The organism is Sphingobium phenoxybenzoativorans (assembly GCF_018286635.1).
GTDB lineage: Bacteria > Pseudomonadota > Alphaproteobacteria > Sphingomonadales > Sphingomonadaceae > Sphingobium > Sphingobium phenoxybenzoativorans.
This window is the reverse complement of the sequence record NZ_CP073910.1, coordinates 3,579,844-3,601,369: the sequence shown is the minus strand read 5'-3', so window position 1 is coordinate 3,601,369 and position 21,526 is coordinate 3,579,844. Positions and strand designations below refer to the sequence as shown.

20 protein-coding genes and 1 tRNA gene are annotated in these 21,526 nt (G+C 63.0%); 16 read left to right on the top strand and 5 right to left on the bottom strand.

Annotation, left to right across the window (positions count from 1 at the left end):
• Positions 1–18: 18 nt before the first annotated feature.
• From KFK14_RS17870 to KFK14_RS17840, 7 genes are all read left to right on the top strand, one after another.
• A complete protein-coding gene (locus tag KFK14_RS17870) occupies positions 19–477 on the top strand; it encodes a response regulator transcription factor (protein ID WP_212608615.1) in 459 nt (152 codons plus the stop codon).
• 157 nt (positions 478–634) lie between these two features.
• A complete protein-coding gene (locus KFK14_RS17865) occupies positions 635–2,155 on the top strand; it encodes a fumarate hydratase (protein WP_212608614.1) in 1,521 nt (506 codons plus the stop codon).
• Between the two features lie 18 nt (positions 2,156–2,173).
• Positions 2,174–3,097 carry a DMT family transporter gene (locus KFK14_RS17860; protein WP_212608613.1) on the top strand — a complete coding sequence of 308 codons (924 nt, stop codon included), beginning with the start codon at positions 2,174–2,176 and terminating at the stop codon, positions 3,095–3,097.
• Between the two features lie 123 nt (positions 3,098–3,220).
• The gene (locus KFK14_RS17855) at positions 3,221–5,041 is read left to right on the top strand and encodes a DEAD/DEAH box helicase (RefSeq protein ID WP_212608612.1); all 1,821 of its coding nucleotides are present in this window, start codon (positions 3,221–3,223) and stop codon (positions 5,039–5,041) included.
• A gap of 152 nt (positions 5,042–5,193) precedes the next feature.
• The gene (locus tag KFK14_RS17850; RefSeq protein ID WP_212608611.1) at positions 5,194–5,646 is read left to right on the top strand and encodes a YaiI/YqxD family protein; all 453 of its coding nucleotides are present in this window, start codon (positions 5,194–5,196) and stop codon (positions 5,644–5,646) included.
• A gap of 15 nt (positions 5,647–5,661) precedes the next feature.
• Positions 5,662–6,423, top strand: a complete 762-nt coding sequence (gene pgeF / locus KFK14_RS17845; protein WP_212608610.1) for a peptidoglycan editing factor PgeF — start codon at positions 5,662–5,664, stop codon at positions 6,421–6,423.
• 62 nt (positions 6,424–6,485) lie between these two features.
• Positions 6,486–7,802, top strand: coding sequence for a cystathionine gamma-synthase family protein (locus tag KFK14_RS17840; RefSeq protein WP_212608609.1), 1,317 nt, complete (start codon positions 6,486–6,488; stop codon positions 7,800–7,802).
• A gap of 120 nt (positions 7,803–7,922) precedes the next feature.
• On the opposite strand, the gene KFK14_RS17835 is transcribed toward KFK14_RS17840, so the two are convergent.
• Complete coding sequence (locus KFK14_RS17835; RefSeq protein WP_212608608.1) at positions 7,923–8,597, bottom strand: HAD family hydrolase; 675 nt, start codon at positions 8,595–8,597, stop codon at positions 7,923–7,925.
• Between the two features lie 98 nt (positions 8,598–8,695).
• Between KFK14_RS17835 and KFK14_RS17830 the strand changes: the two genes are divergently transcribed.
• From KFK14_RS17830 to KFK14_RS17815, 4 genes are read left to right on the top strand one after another with little or no spacing between them, the layout of a single operon-like run.
• Positions 8,696–9,805: an MlaE family ABC transporter permease gene (locus KFK14_RS17830; protein ID WP_212608607.1), complete on the top strand. Its 1,110-nt coding sequence runs from the start codon at positions 8,696–8,698 to the stop codon at positions 9,803–9,805.
• Entirely contained in the window at positions 9,802–10,704 is a 903-nt protein-coding gene (locus KFK14_RS17825; protein WP_212608606.1) for an ABC transporter ATP-binding protein, read from the top strand. Before KFK14_RS17830 ends, KFK14_RS17825 begins: the two co-directional genes overlap by 4 nt.
• A gap of 7 nt (positions 10,705–10,711) precedes the next feature.
• Entirely contained in the window at positions 10,712–11,674 is a 963-nt protein-coding gene (locus KFK14_RS17820) for an MlaD family protein (protein ID WP_070155164.1), read from the top strand.
• An 18-nt stretch (positions 11,675–11,692) separates the two neighbouring features.
• Entirely contained in the window at positions 11,693–12,319 is a 627-nt protein-coding gene (locus KFK14_RS17815; RefSeq protein ID WP_070155166.1) for an ABC-type transport auxiliary lipoprotein family protein, read from the top strand.
• 4 nt (positions 12,320–12,323) lie between these two features.
• On the opposite strand, the gene pepN is transcribed toward KFK14_RS17815, so the two are convergent.
• Both pepN and KFK14_RS17805 read right to left on the bottom strand, forming a co-directional pair.
• A complete protein-coding gene (pepN, locus tag KFK14_RS17810; RefSeq protein WP_212608605.1) occupies positions 12,324–14,927 on the bottom strand; it encodes an aminopeptidase N in 2,604 nt (867 codons plus the stop codon).
• Positions 14,928–15,006: 79 nt separating this feature from the next.
• Positions 15,007–15,516 carry an outer membrane protein assembly factor BamE gene (locus KFK14_RS17805; protein ID WP_212608604.1) on the bottom strand — a complete coding sequence of 170 codons (510 nt, stop codon included), beginning with the start codon at positions 15,514–15,516 and terminating at the stop codon, positions 15,007–15,009.
• 178 nt (positions 15,517–15,694) lie between these two features.
• Here KFK14_RS17805 and KFK14_RS17800 point away from each other — a divergent pair, with 178 nt between their 5' ends.
• Genes KFK14_RS17800 through dinB form a run of 3 tightly spaced genes read left to right on the top strand, consistent with a single transcriptional unit; the run spans position 15,695 to position 17,882 of the window.
• Positions 15,695–16,213 carry a ubiquinol-cytochrome C chaperone family protein gene (locus KFK14_RS17800; RefSeq protein ID WP_212608603.1) on the top strand — a complete coding sequence of 173 codons (519 nt, stop codon included), beginning with the start codon at positions 15,695–15,697 and terminating at the stop codon, positions 16,211–16,213.
• Positions 16,210–16,743, top strand: a complete 534-nt coding sequence (locus KFK14_RS17795) for a YceD family protein (protein ID WP_212608602.1) — start codon at positions 16,210–16,212, stop codon at positions 16,741–16,743. The genes KFK14_RS17800 and KFK14_RS17795 overlap by 4 nt, the downstream gene beginning before the upstream one ends.
• A 50-nt stretch (positions 16,744–16,793) precedes the next feature.
• Positions 16,794–17,882 carry a DNA polymerase IV gene (dinB, locus tag KFK14_RS17790; protein WP_212608601.1) on the top strand — a complete coding sequence of 363 codons (1,089 nt, stop codon included), beginning with the start codon at positions 16,794–16,796 and terminating at the stop codon, positions 17,880–17,882.
• 103 nt (positions 17,883–17,985) lie between these two features.
• Here dinB and KFK14_RS17785 read toward each other — a convergent pair whose 3' ends face one another.
• Positions 17,986–18,780 (bottom strand): DUF1134 domain-containing protein, encoded by a 795-nt coding sequence (locus tag KFK14_RS17785; protein ID WP_070155176.1) that lies wholly within the window; start codon positions 18,778–18,780, stop codon positions 17,986–17,988.
• A gap of 283 nt (positions 18,781–19,063) precedes the next feature.
• Between KFK14_RS17785 and KFK14_RS17780 the strand changes: the two genes are divergently transcribed.
• Together KFK14_RS17780 and KFK14_RS17775 are read left to right on the top strand one after the other, a co-directional pair.
• Positions 19,064–19,155 (top strand) — tRNA-Ser (locus KFK14_RS17780).
• A 212-nt stretch (positions 19,156–19,367) separates the two neighbouring features.
• The gene (locus KFK14_RS17775) at positions 19,368–20,612 is read left to right on the top strand and encodes a tyrosine-type recombinase/integrase (protein WP_343227764.1); all 1,245 of its coding nucleotides are present in this window, start codon (positions 19,368–19,370) and stop codon (positions 20,610–20,612) included.
• Between the two features lie 399 nt (positions 20,613–21,011).
• On the opposite strand, the gene KFK14_RS17770 is transcribed toward KFK14_RS17775, so the two are convergent.
• Positions 21,012–21,419 carry an HIRAN domain-containing protein gene (locus tag KFK14_RS17770; RefSeq protein ID WP_246524689.1) on the bottom strand — a complete coding sequence of 136 codons (408 nt, stop codon included), beginning with the start codon at positions 21,417–21,419 and terminating at the stop codon, positions 21,012–21,014.
• Positions 21,420–21,526: the final 107 nt, after the last annotated feature.

The window sequence follows — 21,526 nt, the reverse complement described above, 5'->3', positions numbered from 1 at the left end:
ATGCGGTTGATAAGAGTCATGACAGTCGACGATTGCGCCGTCGCCCGGCATATGGTGAAGCTGCTCCTCGCCGATCAGCGCGGCATGGAAGTCGTGGCGGAAGCCGCATCTTTCGAGGAGGCTTCCGCCACGCTCGCTGGGAAGCAGATTGATGTCATTACCCTCGATCTCAATTTGCCCGATGCCGCTGGGCTTCCCCTGATCGAGAAATTCACATCGGCCGTGCGCGGGATCGTCGTCATTTCGGGAAATGCTGAACAGCATGCGGACGCTCTGAAGCTGGGCGCGGTCGCATGCCTTGAAAAGTCCCGGATCGTGGATGAGAAGGCGCGGCTGGTGCGCTCCATCCATCAGGCCGCCAAGAAGCGCGGGCCAGCAAAGCGGTTTCCCATCCTTGGACGTCAGGCGGTGCGGGACGCATTCTCTGGCTGGAATGGTTTGGTTGCGTCTGCAAAAGGCGGCGGCTTGCTGAAATAATATCCTTTAATCTCCACGACGCATCAGGCGCACGTCCCATTCCGTTACGCGCGCCCGGTTCTGTCCTGTTCTCTATCTTCCACTATCTGGACAGCCGGTTTCAAAGGCGTATAGCCCCGCCCAACGCACATGCAGCAGAGCGAGGGATTCCGGCCTTATGACCGTTATCAAGGAAACCGACCTGATCGAGAGCGTCGCGGACGCGCTCCAGTTCATCTCCTACTATCACCCGATGGATTATATCCGGGCGCTGGGTGAGGCCTATGAGGCGGAACAGTCCCCCGCCGCGAAGGACGCCATCGCGCAGATTCTGACCAACAGCCGCATGTGCGCGGAGGGGCATCGCCCGATCTGCCAGGACACCGGCATCGTCAATGTGTTCGTGAAGTGGGGCATGGACTGCCGCATGGACGTGACGTCCAAGTCGCTGCAGGAAATCGTCGATGAGGGCGTGCGCCGCGCCTACCTCCACCCGGAAAACAAGCTGCGCGCCTCGGTTCTCGCCGATCCCGCCTTCACGCGCCGCAACACGAAGGACAACACGCCGTCTGTCCTGCATGTCGAGATGGTGCCCGGCTCCAAAGTGACCGTTGATGTCGCGGCCAAGGGCGGCGGGTCCGAGAACAAGTCGAAGTTCAAGATGATGAACCCCAGCGACTCCATCGTCGACTGGGTGCTGGAGATGATCCCGCAGATGGGCGCAGGCTGGTGCCCGCCCGGCATGTTGGGCATCGGCATTGGCGGCACGGCCGAACACTGCGTCCACCTCGCCAAAAAGGCGCTGATGGAGCCGATCAATATGGGCCAGCTCAAGAAGCGCGGGCCGCAGAACGATATCGAAGCGCTCCGCATCGAGATTTTCGACAAGGTGAACGCGCTCGGCATCGGCGCGCAGGGGCTGGGCGGCCTGTCCACCATCCTCGACGTCAAGATCATGGATGCGCCCTGTCACGCCGCGGGCAAGCCGGTCGCGATGATCCCCAACTGCGCCGCCACCCGCCACGCCCATTTCACGCTCGACGGCTCCGGCCCCGCCTATCTGGAGGCGCCCAAGCTCAGCGAATGGCCGGACGTCAACTGGACGCCGGACAAGGCGGCGATCCGCGTCGATCTCGACACGCTGACGCCGAAAGTCGTGCAGAGCTGGAAGCATGGCGACCGCCTGCTGCTGAACGGCAAGATGCTGACCGGCCGCGACGCCGCGCACAAGCGGATCAAGGATATGCTGGACGCGGGTGAGCCTCTGCCGGTCGAGTTCGCCGGGCGCGTCATCTATTATGTCGGCCCGGTCGATCCGGTGGGCGAGGAAGTGGTCGGCCCCGCCGGTCCCACCACCGCGACGCGCATGGACAAGTTCACCCGCATGATGCTGGAGCAGAACCTCCTCGCCATGGTCGGCAAGGCAGAGCGTGGCCCGATGGCGATTGACGCGATCCGCGACCACAAGTCCGCCTATCTGATGGCGGTCGGCGGCGCGGCCTATCTGGTGGCGAAGGCGATCAAGGGCAGCAAGGTCGTCGGCTTCCATGATCTGGGCATGGAGGCGATCTATGAGTTTGAGGTGCAGGACATGCCCGTCACCGTCGCGGTCGATAGCGCGGGTGAGAGCGTCCACCATCTCGCGCCCCTCGTTTGGCGGGACAAGATCAAGAAGGAAAAGCTTCTCGAAGGCGCATAACGCCGGGGCGGCCGCCGGGTGATCACATCTCCCATCTGGCTGCCCGCCACGCTGTTCGCTGGGGCGGTGCAGGCGTGGCGGACGGCGCTGCAGAAACGTGTCAGCCAGAATCTGTCCGTCAATGCGGCGGGACTGGTGCGTTATCTATATGGTTTACCCTTCGCATTCCTGATGCTTGGCCTCTACCAATGGGCGTTCGCGCCCTCCGCCTTCCCAGCGCTTGGGCGGTTGTTCCCGCTCTTTTGCGCCGCCGGTGGTCTTGCGCAGATTATCGCGACGAATTTGTTGTTGATGGCGTTCAATCATCGCAACTTTGTCGTCGGCACCGCCTATTCCAAGACGGAGGCTGTGCAGGGCGCGATCCTCTCCTTCCTGCTGCTTGGCGAAACGCTGAGCGCGCTGAGCTGGGTTGGCATCTTGTGCGGCGTTGCAGGCGTGATGATCCTGTCGACCGGCGGCAAGCGAATGGAGCCGGCCGATTTTGTGCGCGCGCTCGGCAAGCCCTCCGCTTTGTGCGGAATCGCCTCCGGCCTTTTCTTCGCCCTGACAGCCATCGGCATACGGCGCGCGACGCAGGAGGTGGCCACGCCCGACCATATCCGGGCCGCGCTGATCGTCCTGTGCTGCACCATTACGATGCAGACGGTGATGCAGGGCGTCTGGCTGTTCTGGCGCGAGAGGGAACAGGTTTCGCGGATATTCCTCACCTGGCGCTCGTCCGGTCAGGTCGGCTTTCTGGCGTCCCTGGGGTCCGCCTGCTGGTTTACCGGTTTCGCCACCGCGCCTGTCGCGCTGGTGCGGATCGTGGGGCAGGTGGAGGTGATCTTCACCCTCGCTTTCTCGCATTTCTACCTGCGGGAGAAGATGCGGGGCAGCGAAGTGTCGGGCCTGCTCCTCATCGCAATGGGTGTCATATTGGCGCTTGCCGGAACGATGCGCTGAAGCATCTTCCTGCGTCTGCGCATAATGCTAGGGTTTTGCGCAGAAATGGTCTAAGGGGCCGCATCGCGCGGACCATGTGGTTCGCCGCCTGCTGCTCATGAGCAGCCATATCATTGAGAGTTCATGTCTTTTAACAGCCTCCCCACGCTTCTGTCCGAAGCGCTTTCCGCCCGTGGTTATGCCGCGCCCACACCGGTTCAGGCCGCCGTGCTGGAACCGGAAGCCATCGGCCGCGACCTTATCGTTTCCGCCCAGACCGGGTCGGGCAAGACCGTCGCTTTCGGCCTCGCTTTATCTGGCGAATTGCTCAATGCGGAGGGGTTCGCAATGCCGACCCGCCTGCCGCTGGCGATCATCATCGCGCCGACCCGCGAACTGGCCTTGCAGGTCAGCCGGGAGTTGATCTGGCTCTATGGCCCGACTGGCGCGCGCATCGCCACCTGTGTCGGCGGCATGGATGCGTCCAAGGAGCGCCGCAATCTGGCGCAGGGCGCGCAGATCGTCGTCGGCACGCCCGGCCGCCTGCGCGACCATCTGGAGCGCGGCGCGCTCGACCTGTCGGAACTGCGCGCCGCCGTGCTCGATGAGGCCGACGAAATGCTCGACATGGGCTTTCGCGAGGATCTTGAGGAAATATTGGATGCGACGCCGGAGGGGCGGCGCACGCTGCTATTCTCTGCGACCATGCCCAAGCCGATCGTGGCGCTGGCCAAACGGTACCAGCAGGATGCGCTGCGCATCTCTACGGTCGGCGAAGATCGGGGCCATGGCGATATCAGTTATCAGGCTGTAACGGTCGCGCCCGCCGACATCGAAAATGCCGTCGTCAACCTGCTCCGCTTCCACGAAGCGGAGACCGCGATCCTGTTCTGCGCCACCCGCGACAATGTCCGCCACCTGCATGCCGGCCTTACCGAGCGTGGTTTCCAGGCCGTCGCCCTGTCCGGCGAGCATAGCCAGAATGAGCGCAACGCCGCCCTCCAGGCCCTGCGCGACCGTCGCGCCCGCGTATGCGTCGCCACCGATGTCGCGGCGCGCGGCATCGATCTGCCGACCCTCAGCCTTGTCGTCCATGTTGAGTTGCCGCGCGATGCCGAAACGCTGCAGCATCGCTCTGGCCGCACCGGCCGCGCAGGCAAGAAGGGGACGGCCGTGCTGCTGGTTCCCTATCCCCGCCGTAAGCGCGTCGAGTCCATGCTGCGCGGCGCGAAGATCAACGCTGAATGGATTCAGCCGCCGACGGCGGACGATATTCGCCGCAACGATCGTGAGCGTCTGATGGCCGCTCTGCTGGAGCCCGTGGAGGTGGATGACGAGGATCGCGCGCTGGCGCAGCGTCTGCTGACCGAGCGCAGCCCGGAGGAGATCGCCGCCGCGCTCGTCCGCGCGCACCGCGCCAGCATGCCTGCACCAGAGGAAATGCTGGACGCCAGCGCCGCCCCCCGCCGGGATGGGCCGCGTCCTGGTTTTGAGGATACCGTCTGGTTCCGTATGAATATCGGCCGCCGCGACAATGCCGATCCGCGCTGGATATTGCCGCTGCTCTGCCGCCGCGGCCACATCACGCGTAGCGAGATTGGCGCGATCCGCCTCGCCCAGTCGGAAACGCTGTTCGAGGTGCCCCGCCAGGTTGCCGCACGCTTCATGGATGCGGTCAAGCGCACCGTGGCGGATGACCCGGATGGCGAGGGGCTGATCGTCATTGAACCGATCCAGGGCACGCCGCGCGATGAGGCGAAGCATAATCGCCGCAATGACCGTCGCGCCAATGACGGTCCGCCGCCCAAGCGCTATGACGCCAAGCCTGCAGGCCGCAAGACGTTGGGGGCGAAACCCTTCGGTGGACCGGGCGGCGGCAAACCCGGCGGGGGGCGGCCATTCAAGGGGAAGCCCGGCGGCGGGAAGCCTTTTGCGGGCAAGCCCCGGAACAATCGGCCGGGATGATTTGACCTTTACGCCGTTCGTCCTGAGCTTGTCGAAGCTGAGCGCCTGCCTTGCAGGCAGTCGAAGGGGACTGCCTTTTTCTTCAAAGAAGGGCAGGGCTTCGACAAGCTCAGCCCGAACGGTATATAGGTTAAAACCTACCGGATATCTTCATGCCCCGCATCCTAGTCGACGCTGACGCCTGCCCCGTGAAGGAGGAGATCTACAAGGTCGCCTTCCGTCACGAGGCGCCCGTCACCATCGTCAGCAACAGCCCGATCCGCGTGCCGCAGCATCCGCTGATTGGCCGGGTTGTGGTCAGCGACAGCTTTGACGCCGCCGACGACTGGATCGCGGAACAGGCGGCAGGCGATGCCGTGGTGGTCACAGCCGACATCCTGCTCGCCGATCGTTGCCTGAAAGCCGGGGCGAAGGTGCTCGGTTCCAACGGCAAACCCTTCACCACCAGCTCGATCGGCAACGCCATCGCCACCCGCGCGATCATGGCGGACCTGCGCGCGGATGGATCGGCCATTGGCGGTCCGCCGCCTTTCTCAAAGGCCGACCGTTCGCGCTTCCTGTCCGCTTTGGATGAGCTATTGGTGAAGATGAAGCGCGCAGGTTGATGACGGGGGAAGGCATTGGTTGAACTGCTGAAGGCTCGCGCCCTCGATGGCGTTCCGCACGGCTTCCTCGGCCGGATCGGCGGCGTGTCGACGGGTCTCTATGCCGGACTCAATGTTGGCCTGGGATCGGACGATGATCGCGACGCCATCCTGCGCAATCGCGACATCGCTCGTAATGCGGTGCTGCCCGGCAGCATGCTTGTCACCGTGCGGCAGGTGCATTCGCCCGACGTTGTGACCGTAACAGCGCCGGTTGGCGAGGATGAACGTCCGGCTGCCGATGCGCTGGTCACGGATCGCCTCGGCCTGTTGCTCGGTATCCTGACCGCGGACTGCGTGCCGGTGCTGTTCGCCGACATATCTGCAGGCGTTGTCGGCGCCGCGCATGCAGGGTGGAAAGGCGCGATCAATGGCGTCACGGATCGAACGCTTGAAGCGATGGAAGCGCTGGGCGCGGATCGCGCAAACATCGCCTGCGCCATCGGTCCCTGCATTGGCCGCGCCTCCTATGAAGTACGCGAGGATTTCGCTTTGCGCTTTGAAGATGCCGACCCGGACAATGAACGCTTCTTCCTCGCCGGGCGCGAGGGGCATCGCATGTTCGACATAGAGGCCTATGTCGCCCACCGCCTTGCCGCCGCTGGCGTCCAGCGCGTCGAGGCGCTGGGCGAGGACACCTGCAGCCAGCCCGAACGCTTCTTCAGTTACCGCCGGTCCTGCCTGAGGGGGGAGGAAGGTTATGGGCGGCAGATATCGCTGATCGGCTTGTCCGGCTGAGGCATCACCCTTAGCTTGTCCTCACGAGATGCGCCCCAACGGGCGCACAGATGAGGATAGCCATGACTGACAATAATGAAGCCGACCTGACCGGTACGACCCCGCGCCGCCGCCCCAAGCCCGACATCATGGAAATTGGCGGACGCAGGCTGAAGCCCGCCACGCTGATGATGGGGCACGGCTATGATCCGGCGCTATCGGAAGGCGCGCTGAAACCGCCCATCTTCCTCACCTCCACCTTCGCGTTCGAAAGCGCGGCGGCGGGCAAGCGGCATTTTGAGGGCGTCACCGGCATCCGCCCCGGCGGGTCTGAGGGGCTGGTCTATTCCCGCTTCAACGGACCCAATCAGGAGATTGCGGAGGATCGCCTCGCCGTCTGGGAGGATGCGGAGGATGCGCTGCTGTTTTCGAGCGGTATGTCGGCCATCGCCACCGCCCTTATCGCGCTTGTCCAGCCGGGCGACGTCATTGTCCATTCCGCGCCGCTCTATGCTGCGACGGAGGGGCTGATCGGCAAAATCCTCGGCAAGTTCGGCGTGTCCTGGCTCGACTTCCCGGCCGGCGCGACGGCGGAGGAGATCGGCGCGGTGATCGAGAAGGCGAAAGGCATCGGCCGGGTCGCCATGATCTATCTGGAAAGCCCCGCAAATCCCACCAATGTCCTTGTCGATGTGGAGGCGGTCGTCGCGCGCCGCGATGCGCTGTTCGGGGAAGGGGCGGACAGCCCGCCGGTCCTGATCGACAATACGTTTCTCGGCCCGTTGTGGCACAAGCCGCTGGCGCACGGCGCTGACCTCGTAATCTATTCCCTCACCAAATATGCGGGCGGGCATAGCGATCTGGTGGCGGGCGGCGTGCTGGGGTCAAAGGCGCTGGTCGACCGCATCCGCCTGATGCGCAACACCATCGGCACCATCCTGGACCCGCACAGCGCCTGGATGCTGCTCCGCAGTCTGGAGACGCTGGAACTGCGCATGACCCGCGCGGGCGAAAATGCGGCGAAGGTCTGCGCCTGGCTCCGCGACCAGCCGCAGGTGGAAAAGGTGGTCTATCTCGGCTTCCCGGAAAATGCGCGGCAGCAGGATATTTATGATCGGCACTGCGCCGGCGCGGGCTCAACCTTCTCGCTCTACCTGAAAGGCGGGGAGGCGGAGAGCTTCGCTTTCCTTGATGCATTGAAGATCGCAAAGCTGGCGGTCAGCCTTGGCGGGACGGAAACGCTCGCCAGCCATCCGGCGGTGATGACGCACCTGTCCGTTCCGGCGGAGCGCAAGAAGGCGCTGGCGATCGGCGACAATATGGTTCGCATCTCAATAGGGTGCGAGGATGCGGATGACCTGATTGCCGATTTTGAGCAGGCGTTGGCGGCGATTGGGTAACTAGCTAGACATCACAATCATAAACCGTTCGTCCTGAGCTTGTCGAAGGACTGTCCTTTCTTGCGAGGAAGGGCAGGGCTTCGACAAGCTCAGCCCGAACGGGATGAGGGTTACATACTCTCAATCCCAATCCACCCTAGTCCACCCGCGCGCCAGCGCCAGCTTCGCCAGCGGCCTGTGCGGGTTTGCCGCAAAAGCCTCGTCCGCAAATTCCAGCATCGGCGCATCCGACACATGGTCGGAATAGGCGCGGATATGCGTATCCGTGCGCTCCATCCCCCGCGCCGCCATCCACGCCTGGATCATCCGGAGCTTGCCGGTGTCATAGCAATTCTCGCCTGAAATCTTGGCCCGCAGATAGGGCAGGTCCTGGATCAGGTGATCGGTCGCGATCACCGCGTCAAAGCCCAGCCGCCGCGCGATCGGCTCTACATAAAGGCGGAAGGACGCCGTCGCGAGGACCAGCGTATAGCCCTCCGCCCTATCCGCCGCGATCCGCGCCTTCGCCTCGCCGCGAATATTCCCCTGCATCACCTTTTCGGCATAGCTTTCAAGGCAGGGCGCCAGCTTTGTCCGGTCCACGCGGGATCCGATCATCAGCGCCTGGTTGATCTCCTTCAGCTTCACCCGGTCGATCAGCTTCAGAATATAGGCCAGCATGACGAACGGCACGAACACCACCATCACCAGCCGCCAAGGGGAAAGGGCAAGGGCGATATGGACCAGAAAGCCGGTATAGGTTCCGACGAACGTCACGGTCCTGTCCATGTCGTAGAGCGCCAGCTTTTCCGTCATGCCGTTTCCGAAACCTTTATCACCGTCTATTGTTCTATCTCGTGGTTGGGCCGTTTCGGCTTGCCGCGCAACAGATAATGGACCACTAAATTCCCCGCATGAACCGACCGGCAGAACTTAGCGAGGAGACGGGCGATAATGGCGCCGTGCTCCGCCTGTCCGGCAATCTGTCGGTCAGTTGCCTGGGAGAACTGCCGAACCGGCTCGATGCGATTGAGGGGCCGGTAAAGACGCTGGACATGTCCGACGTCGATCATATCGACACCATCGGCGCATGGACCATCCATCGGTTCGTCGCCCGCGTGGATGCCCGGATCGAGGGCGCAAGCGATGACGCCACCCGCCTGATCGAGGAAGTGAACAAGGTCGACGAACCCGTCGCCATCCGCCCCGACAGAACGCCGCCTTTCCAGCGCGTGCTCGGCGAAATCGGTGACGCGACGATCACGGCCGGGCAGACGCTGCTTGGCCTTCTGGGGTTTTTCGGCGCGACATTGGTGACGGCCTGGACGTTGATCCGGCACCCCCGCCGTATTCGCGTCAATGCCGTTGTTCAGCGCTTTGAAGTGGTCGGCGTTTCAGCGCTCGCGATCATCGGCCTGATGAGCTTCCTGATCGGCATCGTCATTGCGCAGCAAGGCTCCGTGCAGCTTCGCCAGTTCGGCATGGAGGTGCTGACGATCAATCTGGTCGGCCGCCTGACATTCCGTGAACTGGGCGTGCTGATGACGGCGATCATGGTCGCCGGGCGGTCCGGATCGGCATTCGCCGCGCAGCTTGGCACCATGAAGCTGACCGAGGAAATCGACGCCATGCGGACCATTGGCGTGTCGCCGATGGAGGCGCTGGTGATGCCACGGGTGACGGCTGCGGTGGTGATGATGCCCTTGCTGGGTTTCTATTCGTCCATCGTCGCGATCATCGGCGGCGGCTTCCTGTGCGCCGTATCGCTCGACATTCCGCCGATCACATTCATTCAGCGCCTGCGGGAAGTGGTGCCGATCACCGACCTCTGGGTTGGGCTGATCAAGGCGCCGGTATTCGGCCTTATCATCGCCATCTCCGGCTGCTTTCAGGGGTTGCAGGTGAAGGCGAATGCGGAGGAAGTCGGACTGCGCACGACCTCGGCAGTGGTTCAGGCGATCTTCCTTGTCATCGTCATCGATGCGTTCTTTGCGGTATTCTTCACTTGGGTAGGCTGGAATTGACCGCCGAGGAAGAAGCCAATGCCGCAGAGCAGGCGCGCGTCGACGAGGCCGTCGAGAAGGCGAAGTTCGCCATTCGTGTGCGCGGCCTGAAAAACAGTTTCGGCAAGCAGGTCGTGCATGAAAATCTCGACCTTGATGTGCGCAAGGGGGAAATCCTTGGCGTGGTCGGCGGTTCGGGCACTGGCAAGTCGGTGCTGATGCGCTCCATCATCGGCCTGCAAGTTCCCGATGAGGGAACGGTCGAGGTTTTCGGCGAATCCATGGTCGACCGGAACGAGGCCGAGGCCGTCGCCATCCGCAAGCGCTGGGGCGTGCTGTTTCAGGGCGGCGCGCTTTTCTCGACCCTGACCGTCGCCGAAAATGTCGAGGTGCCGCTGCGCGAATATTATCCGAATATCGGATCGCAATTGCGCGACGAGATCGCCGCGTACAAGATTCACATGACTGGCCTTCCCGCCGAAGCCGGTCCCAAATATCCGTCCGAACTGTCGGGCGGCATGCGCAAGCGGGCGGGGCTGGCGCGGGCGCTGGCGATCGACCCCGACCTTCTGTTCCTGGATGAGCCGACCGCCGGTCTCGACCCCATCGGCGCGGCGGCGTTCGACGAACAGACGCGCAAGCTGCAAAAGGTGCTTGGGCTGACAGTGTTTCTGATCACGCATGACCTGGATACGCTCTATTCGATTTGCGACCGGGTCGCCGTGCTGGCGGACAAGCAGGTGATCGCCGTCGGGACGATCGACGAACTGCTGGCGACCGACCATCCCTGGATACAGGAATATTTCAACGGCCCACGCGGCAGGGCCGCCACCGAAGCGCAGCAGCGTGCAAAGGCGAAGGGGAACGCGACGGTGTCAGGCAAGCGCAAACTGGACGGCGACGCGCCGGGAAGGCAGTAGGGAAGCGATGGAAACACGGTCCAACAACATCCTGGTGGGCAGCGTGGTGCTGGTGCTCCTCGCGGCCGTCATGATCGCCGCATTCTGGTTCTCCCGCATCGCGGGCGGCGAGGATGCGCTGTACGACATCTATTTCAAACAGTCGGTCAACGGTCTCGCGAAAGGGTCCAGCGTCAACTATTCCGGCGTGCCCTCCGGGCAGGTGAAAGACATCGAGCTTTGGAAACGCGATCCCAGTTTCGTGAAGGTCCGTATTGCCGTGAAGGAGGGGACACCGATCCTGCAGGGGACGACGGCAACGATTGCTGGCGTCGGCTTTACCGGCGTGTCGGAAATCGTTCTGGACGGAGCCGTGAAGGGCGCGCCGCCGATCGTCTGTCCGGCGGAGAATATCACTGGCGCCTGCCCCGATGGCGTGCCGGTCATTCCGACCAAGCCAGGCGCGTTGGGCGAATTGCTGAACAATGCGCCGCAGCTCCTGGAGCGCCTGTCGACGTTGACCGAGCGGTTGACCGAATTGCTCAGCGACAAGAATCAGGCGCACATCTCCGGCATATTGGGGCATCTCGACACGGTGACTGGAGCCTTGGCGAACCAGAGCCCGGAGATTGAAAAGACGCTCGCCGAGACGCGGCTTGCCGTGCAAAAGGCGGGCATCGCGGCCGAGGAGATCGGCAAGCTGTCTGCCACGACCAACGCCCTTCTGGATCAGGAGGGCCGGCCGCTGATGGCGGATCTGCGCAAGTCGATCCAGTCGGCGGACGCCAGTATCCAGACGCTTAACGGCGTGATCGCTGAGGCGAAGCCGGGCGTTCAGGTCTTTTCCAAGCAGACCATGCCGGAGGTCGGATTGTTGATCCGCGACCTGCGCGAAATGTCGCGGTCTTTCCGCGCCATTTCGGAGAAGCTTGATCAGCAGGGCGCCGGCTCGATTATCGGGGCGCCGAAGCTGCCCGACTACAAACCCTGAGCAGAGAGGCATGAAGCCATGAGGAACACTGTCATCTTACCTGCCCGCCTGCTGATCGCCATGCTTCTGCCTGCCGCTGCTTTGACGCTGCCCGGCTGCGTCTCATTCGGCGGCAAGGCTCCCTCGATGCTCCTGTCGCTCAGCGCCGAACAGAAGGTTGCGCCGGGCACGGTTCGCAGCGGCGGTTCGGGCGTCAGCGTTACGGTGGTGGAGCCGGAAGCGCCCAAGAAGCTGGATACCGTCCGCATCCCGGTTCAGGTAAGCCCGACCTCCGTCGCCTATATCCAGAAGGTGCAGTGGGTGGACACGCCCCGGCATCTTTTCCGCAGCCTGCTGTCGGAAACGATCAGCGCATCGGGCACGACCATTGTGCTGGATCCCGGCCAATATTCCGCCGATCCGGGGCGGCGTTTGTTGGGAGAGCTTGTCGATTTCGGGGTCGATGCGCAGTCCCGGATGGCTATCGTGACCTATGACGCGACCTTGGCCGCGCCCGACGGCCGGTCGATCAGCAAGAAGCGCTTTTCCGCCAGCGTGCCGGTTTCGAATATTGAGGGCGGGTCTGTCGGCGGACCGCTCAATCAGGCCGCGAACAAGGTCGCGGCGGAGGTCGCGGCCTGGGTCACGGCAGGGTTGAACGGATAAGCGTTCAGGCGAGGCTCTTGCTCGCCTGTTCGGTCACATCCTTCGACAGGCCAGGCTGGGCGAGGATGCGCTTCAGCGCATTCTGCATCATTTCCCCACGCTCGACATCGAACCGCCGCCAGCGTCCGAGCGGCGGCACCAGCCGCGCGGCCGTCTGCGGATTGATCGGGTCGAGCGCGATGATCAGGTCGGCGACCATGCGATAGCCCTCGCCCGATTTGTGGTTGAACGCCCACTGGTTTGCCGCGAACGCGCCATAAAGCGAGCGCACCCGGTTGGGGTTGGTCAGGGTGAAGGACTTGTGCTGCGCCAGTTCCTTCACATGGGCGACGATATCGGGATGAAAGGCCAGCGCCTGCGTCTGGAACCATTTGTCGAGAACAAGCGCATCCCCCGAATAGCGATTGTAAAAGACGTCCAACGCGATTTCGCGCTTCTCGCCGCTGCTGTTGCTCAGCACCGCGAGCGCCGCCTGCCGCTCCGTCATATTGTCGGCGCGGTCGAACTGGTCGAAGGCCAGATCGTCGGCATCCGCCGCCCCCGATCCGGCCAGATAGGCAAGCGCCGCATTGCGCAGCTTGCGCGCGCCGCGCGCCTGCGGAGACAGGGAGAATCCATTGGCCTCTGTCCGGGCGTGAATATCCCGCCAGAGAGGCTCAAGCGCCTTGCCGATCTTCGCCTGCAACCGGTCGCGCGCGGCGTGGATCGCATCCGGGTCAACGATCGCCATCTGATCACCCAGATAGGATTCGCTGGGCAGCCTGATCGCCTCCGCAATGAAGGCCGCATCCAGGGCGCTGTCATTTGCCGTGTCGCGGATCGCGGCGATCACTGGCGCATCGTCCAGCGGATGCCCGGCGACATCGCCGACCAGCGTGTTCACCATCAATTGCTGCATCGCCTCATAGCGGGCGAACGGATCGTCATCATGCGCCGACAGGAACGCCAGTTCATCCTGGCTGCGTTCCGTCTCGACAATGATCGGTGCGGAAAAGCCGCGATTGATGGACAGGATCGGCGGCGTGTCGAAGCCGGTAAAGGCAAACTCCTGCTCCGCCTGAGTGAGCGTAAGCAGCGTATCGCCGCCATGCTTGCCGCTAGCGCGGTCGAACAGGGCGATGCGGATGGGAATGGCCATCGGTTGCTTGACGGGCTGGCCGGGCGTGGCCGGGATCGTCTGGCGCAGGATGAGCCGCGCCTCGCCGCTCGCATGATTATGCGCCAGCAGCGCCTTGACCCGCGGCGTGCCGGCCTGCTCATACCATAGCCGGAACTGGCGCAGGTCGATGTCCCCGCCATCCTCCATCGCGCGCACGAAATCTTCGCAGGTCGCCGCTTGGCCGTCATGCCGGTCGAAATACAGGTCAGTGCCCTGGCGGAAACGCTTTTCGCCAAGCATCAGCGCCATCATGCGGATCAGCTCGGCACCCTTGTTGTAGATGGTCGCCGTGTAGAAATTGCCGATCTCCATATAGGATTCCGGCCGCACGGGATGCGCGAGCGGACCGGCATCCTCCTGGAACTGCGCGGCGCGCAGGGCGCGGACATCCTCGATCCGCTTGACCGGCGGGGAGCCCATGTCGGCCGAGAAGCTCTGATCGCGGAATACGGTGAAGCCTTCTTTCAGCGAAAGCTGGAACCAGTCGCGGCAGGTGACGCGGTTGCCCGACCAGTTGTGGAAATATTCATGCGCGACAACGCCCTCAACCGCGTCGAAGTCCATGTCCGTCGCCGTATCCGGGTCGGCCAGGATGTAGCGGGAATTGAAGATGTTGAGGCCCTTATTCTCCATCGCGCCGAAATTGAAATCGGCGACGGCGACGATGTTGAACACGTCCAGATCATATTCGCGGCCATAGACCTTCTCGTCCCAGGCCATCGAATGCTTGAGCGCCGTCATGGCGTGGCCGGTGCGGGGAAGGTCATTTTCCTTGACCCAGATGCCGAGTTTCACCTCCCGGCCGGACAGGGTTGTGAAGCTGTCGGCGTTGCAGGCCAGATCGCCCGCAACCATGGCGAACAGATAGCAGGGCTTGGGAAAGGGGTCGTTCCATTCCGCCCAGTGCCGGTCCCCCTCCAGTTCGCCCGCGCCCACCGGATCGCCATTGGCGAGCAGCACCGGATAAAGTTTCCGGTCGGCCTCCATCCGCACATGATAGCGGCTGAGAACATCGGGCCTGTCAGGGAAGAAGGTGATCCGCCGGAAACCCTCCGCCTCGCACTGCGTGCATAGCAAACCGCCGGAGGCGTACAGGCCCATCAACTGCGTGTTCGCGGCTGGCGAGATATCCACCAGGGTTTCCACGACATGCTTTTCGCCCGTCAGCGGGACAACCAGCGCGCCATCCTCCAGCGCATAATCCGCCGCATTCAGCGCGCGCCCGTCAACCAGCACCTCGCGCGGGACAAGCCCGTCGCCGTCAAGGCGCAGCGGGCGATCATGCGCGCCATTGCGGGTGACCGAGAGGCGGGCGCGCACGCGGCTGCTTTGCGCGTCCAGCGTGAAGTCGAGGGCGATTTCCGGCACCAGCCAATCGGGTGCGCGATAGTCTGAACGGCGAATAATGACTGGCGGCAGCGCCGCACTGGTGGTTTGAATATCGGCCATTATTCTCTCCTATGCGGCGATGACACCGCGCACAAGCACCGGCTTGCTGCAGGAGAGGCAGCGCCTCAAAGTGAGGCGGTTAGCTGCCGTTCGGGCCAGGACCGGTCGGGCCACCGCCGCCACCCATGCCGCCAGCGCCCACAGCGCCGATATTGCCGAAGATTTCCTGGAACAGGCTGCGATGCCGCCCAAGCGTTGGCGTCTTGTCGCCGCTCGGCGAAATCTTCTGGACGGTCTCCAGGCCGGTGCGCGACACCTTGGAGACATTGCCCGCTCCATCGAAACTCACGCGCAGCACAGTCTGCGAGACGGGCTTGGGGCTGGCGAAAGCCAATTGGCGCATGTCGCGCGACAGATAATACCAATCGCCCTGACCGAACTGTTCGGAAAAGGTGGGCGTGCCAAGGGTCGCCTCAACCGATGCGCGATTGTCGATTCCGGGCTGAATCGAATCGACCAGCAGCTTGTCGACCTGATAGCCCTGGTGCGTGCGGATGCGCGTGCAGCCTGACGTCATGACCGCAGCAGCGATTACAGCCGTGGTGAGGATAAGACGCCCGCCCCGGAAACGGTGGGAGGATTGGCGCATGATAGTCTCCTGGAGGCCGCGTGGGCTGCTTAGATCACAATTCCGTGCAAGGCCATTGCATTGACGGGCATGCCAATCAATATGGAAATGCGCCGGGGCAGACAAGTGCCGCGCCGCCGGGCGCATCGTCCGACCCCGCAACTCGAACGTCCCGGCCAGTTCGGGCCAGAAACCGGTCATGTCCTTCCTGTCCCGATTATTCCAGCGCCGCGATCCGCGCGACACGATGATCCCGCTTTATAATGCCATCGTGACGGAGGGGCGGCGGCCGCATTGGTATGCGGATGGCGCGGTGCCCGACACGCTGGACGGCCGGTTCGACATGATCGCCGCCATTCTGGTGATGGTGCTGTTGCGGCTGGAGGGCGAAGCGGATCTGAAACAGGAAAGCGTCTGGCTGACCGAGATATTCGTCGAGGATATGGACGGCCAGCTTCGCCAGATCGGCATTGGCGACATGATCGTTGGCAAGCATATCGGCAAGATGATGAGCGCGCTGGGCGGCCGCCTGACAGCCTACCGGCCCGCCATGCAGCCGGGCGGCGATTTGCGGGGCGCATTGGAGCGTAACCTGTATCGTGGGCAGGCGCCTGCGGAGCCGGCGCTTGCGCATGTCGAGGAGGGATTGCGCCTGTTCCGCGCCGGGCTGGACAGCATGGCGGCTGATGCCATTCTCTCCGGCCAGCTTCCCCAATGACGGAGCAGTCCCCCGAATTTTCGCGCATTGTGAAGCTGGATCAGGCGGGCAAGCTGTCCGGCGAGCAGACCGTGAAGCCCACGGAGGAGGAAAGGCTGGCCCTTGCCCGCCGGTTCGGCCTGCTGAGTCTGGACGATATGGAGGCGCGCTATAGTCTCGCCGAGGAAAATGGCGCGTTGACGGCGCGCGGCAGCCTGCGCGCGACACTTTCCCAGTCTTGCATCGCCACCGGAGAGCCGGTGCCCGAGGAGGTCGACACATCCTTTGCCGTCCGGTTCGTTCCCAGCAGCGCCGAGCCTTCGGACGATGAGATCGAACTGGATGACGACGATTGCGACACTATTTTCTACGCCGGTGAAAGCATCGATATTGGCGAGGCGGTGGCGGAAACGCTGGCGCTGGCGATGACGCCCTATCCCCGGTCGCCGAACGCGGACGCCTATCTGAAGAAGATGGGCGTCATGAGCGAGGAGCAGGCCAGTCCCTTCGCGGCGCTGCTGGCGCTCAAGGATTCGAAAAAGGCGAAATAGGCTGCGGGTTCCTTCTTTGTTCCTATCCGTCTTTCTGGTAGGGCAAGGGCATGGACGAAAGCGCGCCTCCGCTGAGGAAGATCATCCATATCGACATGGATGCCTTCTATGCATCGGTCGAACAGCGCGACGATGCAGAGCTTCGGGGGAAGCCGGTCGCGGTCGGCGGCGGTGGGCCGCGCGGCGTGGTGGCCGCCGCAAGTTATGAAGCGCGCGCATTCGGCGTCCGGTCCGCCATGCCCGGCGCCCGCGCCCGGCGGTTGTGCCCCGATCTGATTTTCGTGCCCCCGCGTTTCGACATGTACCGGCAGGTGTCCGGGCAGGTGCGCGGGATTTTCGAGCGGTTCACGGACATCATTCAGCCCCTGTCGCTGGACGAGGCGTATCTGGACGTGACCGAAAACAAGATGGGCCTGGCCTCCGCCACGGAGATCGCCCGTCAAATCCGACGGATGATCCGGGAGGAGACGGGGCTGACCGCTTCTGCGGGCGTGTCCTACAACAAGCTGATCGCCAAGCTCGCCTCCGACGAGAATAAGCCGGACGGTCTTTGCGTTATACGCCCGGCCGAAGGGGCGGCCTTTGTCGCGAAGCTGCCCGTGCGCCGCATTCACGGCGTCGGGCCAGTGACGGCGCGCAGGATGCAGTCGATGGGCATTGAGACGGGAGCGGATTTGCGGGACCGGGACCTGCCGTTTCTGGAGCGGCATTTCGGCAAGGCGGCGCTCTATTATTATCGGGCGGTGCGGGGGCGGGATGATCGCCCGGTTCACGCGCATGAAGGCCGCAAGTCAGTGAGCGTTGAGGATACCTTCTTCACCGATCTTGTGACCCGCGAGGAATTGATCGCGGAGCTGGACCGGATTTCAGAGCGCCTCTGGGAACGGATATCGAAGGCGCGGGCCTATGGGCGGACGGTGACGTTGAAGATCAAGTTCGCCGATTTCGCGATCATCTCCCGCTCCCGTTCTTTCCAGGCGCCAGTGCGGGATCACGCAACGATCGCGGAGGCGGGCAGGGCGCTGTTGCTTGCGCAACTGCCCCTGCGCATGGGCGCGCGACTGCTGGGCCTGGGCGTGCATAATCTGGAGGACCCGGAAGCGGATATGGAAGCCGGACAGCTCGCGCTCGCGATCTAGAGCGGTTGATCCGATTGTACCGGATATGCCGCTCTAGGCTTTTGGGTTTTGCGCGATTTCCCGGTCATCGGGTGATTGCGCCTGATTGGAATCGCTCCAGCGATCAGAAGGGCACCCAGTTCCGCTTTTCCGTGAACTTCATATAGCCCGCATTCACGCCAAGCCGGTAACCGACGCCAAGGCGGATCGGGATCAGCACGATGTCGCCGCGGCGCAGATAGCTGGCGTGGAAACCGCCAACGAAATAGGCCGCGCCTTCGCCTGCCGGGAAGCGCTTGTAGATGTCCTGCGTATCGTAAAGATTATAGACGAGGACGAAGGTATTGCCGGCGTTTCCGCCCGCGTCGAAGCCTATGGACGGGCCGGTCCAATAGACGTCCCGCTTGCCCTCTATCTTGTGGTTCAGCGTGCCGGAGCCGTAGCGCAGGCCGACGACCAGCGCGCCGGACGCTTCGCGCCCGGCGATATAGGCGTTGGGTTCGCCCTGTTCCTTCAAGATTTTCTCGATGATCCCGGCGAGGCCCTCCGCGCCCTTGCCGAATACGCCTTCGGCCGCGCCGATCAGATCGTCCTGCTTGTAGGACGTGCTGGAATCGGGTGCCGCAGGCGGCGTGGCCGCCGTGACGGGCTGGCCGGTCGCTGTCTGCGGTTGCTGGGGCGGGGGGCTGGCGCTGCCGCTGTCATAGATATTCGGATCGGCCGGGGGCGTGTCCGCCGGCGGGGTGCGATTGTCGGGCAGGGGAGCAAGGTCCGCGTCGATCGATGTGTTGGGATCGACGGTCCTGACCTGTGCAAGCGCCGGAGCGGCAATAGGAGCAAGCGTCAGGCCAACTATGGCGGCAACGAATGACGCCGCGCGCGTAATCCGCACGGCCTGAATCTTTATATTCCGGCGCATCGCCCGGCTCTCCCCGATAATAACCCGCTCGCAAATCGAAGCGCCGACTATCGGCCTCGCACATGAAACGGCAATGAACGAACGGCGACCTGAGTCGATTCTGCGCCAGTCCGAATCGATTTTCCCGCCTGTTTGCGCTTTGGAGGACAAAGCTTCCCGGTGAGCGCGCAAAATAGATGTGTCGATGAAGCGTAAAGCGCCGTTGCCTTGCGCGAAACGCGCCGCTATAGCCCGTCGCTCAGCAGCCTCCTGCCCGTGCCTGTGCGGGTGCGAAGCGCCATGTGGAGACGTGGGTGAGTGGCTGAAACCAGCGGTTTGCTAAACCGTCGTGCCCTTAAGGGGGCACCCCGGGTTCGAATCCCGGCGTCTCCGCCAGAATCGCCAACCAAGTAGCTCCTAACGGTCCCAAAAGGGGCTGATTTCCGTCTCGTTTCCTGCTATGTTCTTTTCCGAATAGTCCCATTCGATGCCACCCCAAGCCGGGGGTATCAAGGGTACGATCTGGGGTAGAATTTGGGAGGTCGGGGTATCGGATGTTGACGGATGCACAGGTGAGGGCGGCGAAGCCCCGCGACAAGGCATACAAGATGGCCGACTCCGGCGGTCTCTATCTATATGTGGCTAAGACCGGCCTGCGGTCGTGGCGCATGAAGTTTCAGTTCCAGAACAAGGAAAAGCTGCTGACCTTCGGTCCTTACCCGGAGGTGTCGATAACAGCTGCCCGCGATAAGCGAGACGAGGCGCGGCGGCTCCTGCGGGAGAATATCGATCCATCCGGTGCACGGCAGCGCGCTCGGGCTGAGAAGGAAGAGATCCGGGTAGCCAAGGCCAAGGAAATGACCTTCGAGAAGGTGGCGCGCGACTGGCATGCTTTGCAATCCCCGCGCTGGGCGCCGGTCCATGCGGCCGATGTCATCACAAGTATGGAGCGCGACGTTTTCCCGGATCTGGGCAAGCTGACGCTGCGAGAGATCGAGCCGCCCACCGTATTGGCTACTCTACGCAAGGTTGAAGCCCGCAACGCCATCGAGACGGCCAGACGGTTGCGCCAGCGCATTTCGGCTGTGTTCGCCTATGCCATGTCTGAAGGATTTGCGGCGACCGACCCGGCAGCAGTCGTCATGCGGGCGCTTAAGCCACTGCCTAAGAAGGGCAAGCAGCCTGCAATCGTTAAACTGGATCAGGTGCGCAAGGTCCTGGTCGCGGCCGAAGGATCCGGCGCATCACCCGTTACCAAGCTGGCATCGCGTCTGTTGGCACTGACCGGCGTCCGGCCGGCGGTGGTTCGCGGTGTGACGTGGGACGAGTTTGAAGACGTCGACTGGACGGGGGAGGCAATCGGACCGCGGCGCCCGATATGGCGAATCCCAGCGGCGCGTATGAAGCTGGTTTTGGACCGGAAAGACGAAGAAGCCTTCGAGCACATCGTTCCGCTGTCGTGGCAGGCAGTAGAAGTGCTGCGCGAGACACGGCGCTTATCCGGGAGGGGCAAGCTGGTCTTTCCGGGCCATCGGCACGCCCATAGGCCACTCAGCGAGAATGCGATCGGCTATCTCTATAACCGAGTCGGGTTTCATGGTCGGCACGTCCCGCACGGCTGGCGGGCGGCATTTTCCACAATCATGAACGAGCGCGCGGAGAGGGCCGGAAGCAGGCACGATCGGGCCGTGATCGACCTGATGCTGGCACATATGCCGAAGGACAAGGTCGAGGCGGCTTATAATCGCGCGGCCTATCTGACCCGGCGACGCGAGCTGGCGCAGGAATGGGCTGACATGCTCATTGTGGACTTGATGCCCCCAGCGGACCTGTTGCTTAGGATCGAGGAGTGATGATGCGACCTCACCGCCGCCATTGCGACTGCCCGTGCCCCCGCCATCCACCGCTTACAGAAGAGCAAGACGCCGCGGTTGGCGAGGCGGCTTCACGGAGGCTCCAAGAAATTCTGAAAAATGTTCCGCCCCGAAAAAGGTGGAAGCCGAAATAACTCCATCCTCAGCAGGGTGGATAATGCGAGCCCCGCCCTGTGATAGGCGAGATTGCCTTTCGCTGCCTTGCGACGGGGGTCCCCTAGGATTCCTAGGGACCTCAACTGAAAAAAGGGCCTGGCGTGCAAGGAAGTACGCCAGGCCCAGAGAAGTGCTACGAATCATAACACTTCGGGTCGCTCGCGCGCCGTGCGCCATGATTGTGTCACCAGCAATAAATTGAGTTAGATAATAGGATTTTCATTACACGTCCGAATAATCGTCCTTCGGCTCCGGCGGTGGCCAGTCGTCATCCCGAGGCCGGAAGCGCCTGGGGCGCGCCGAGCCCTGCTCCACCGGCAGCGTCGGGATCGTTCCGTCGAAGGTCACGCGGATGACCGCGCCAAAGGTGTCGTCGCGCTGGAACACCGCCCGGATGTCCGCCAGATGCTGCCCGATCCATTGCGCCTGTTCTGCCGGCACATAACCGATCTGGACGCCGCGCAGGGGATAGACACCGATCGCGCGGCTGTCGGCCGGATTCTTCGGCTCCCGCTTCATCACCATCGTTTCACCGGGCTTGCATATCGCTATTTCGAACCGGCGGGTCGGCCCCTTCGCATTGGGATAGTCGGCACCGACGACAGCGATGGACATGGGAGGGCGGGACATTTTACCCCATAAAAGTAAAACTCAGTTCGTTTTCTGTTTGACGAGAAAACGAACTGAGTTTAATACTATACCTGTCAGACGGAGAGGGAAGCCACCTGATCCCGCTG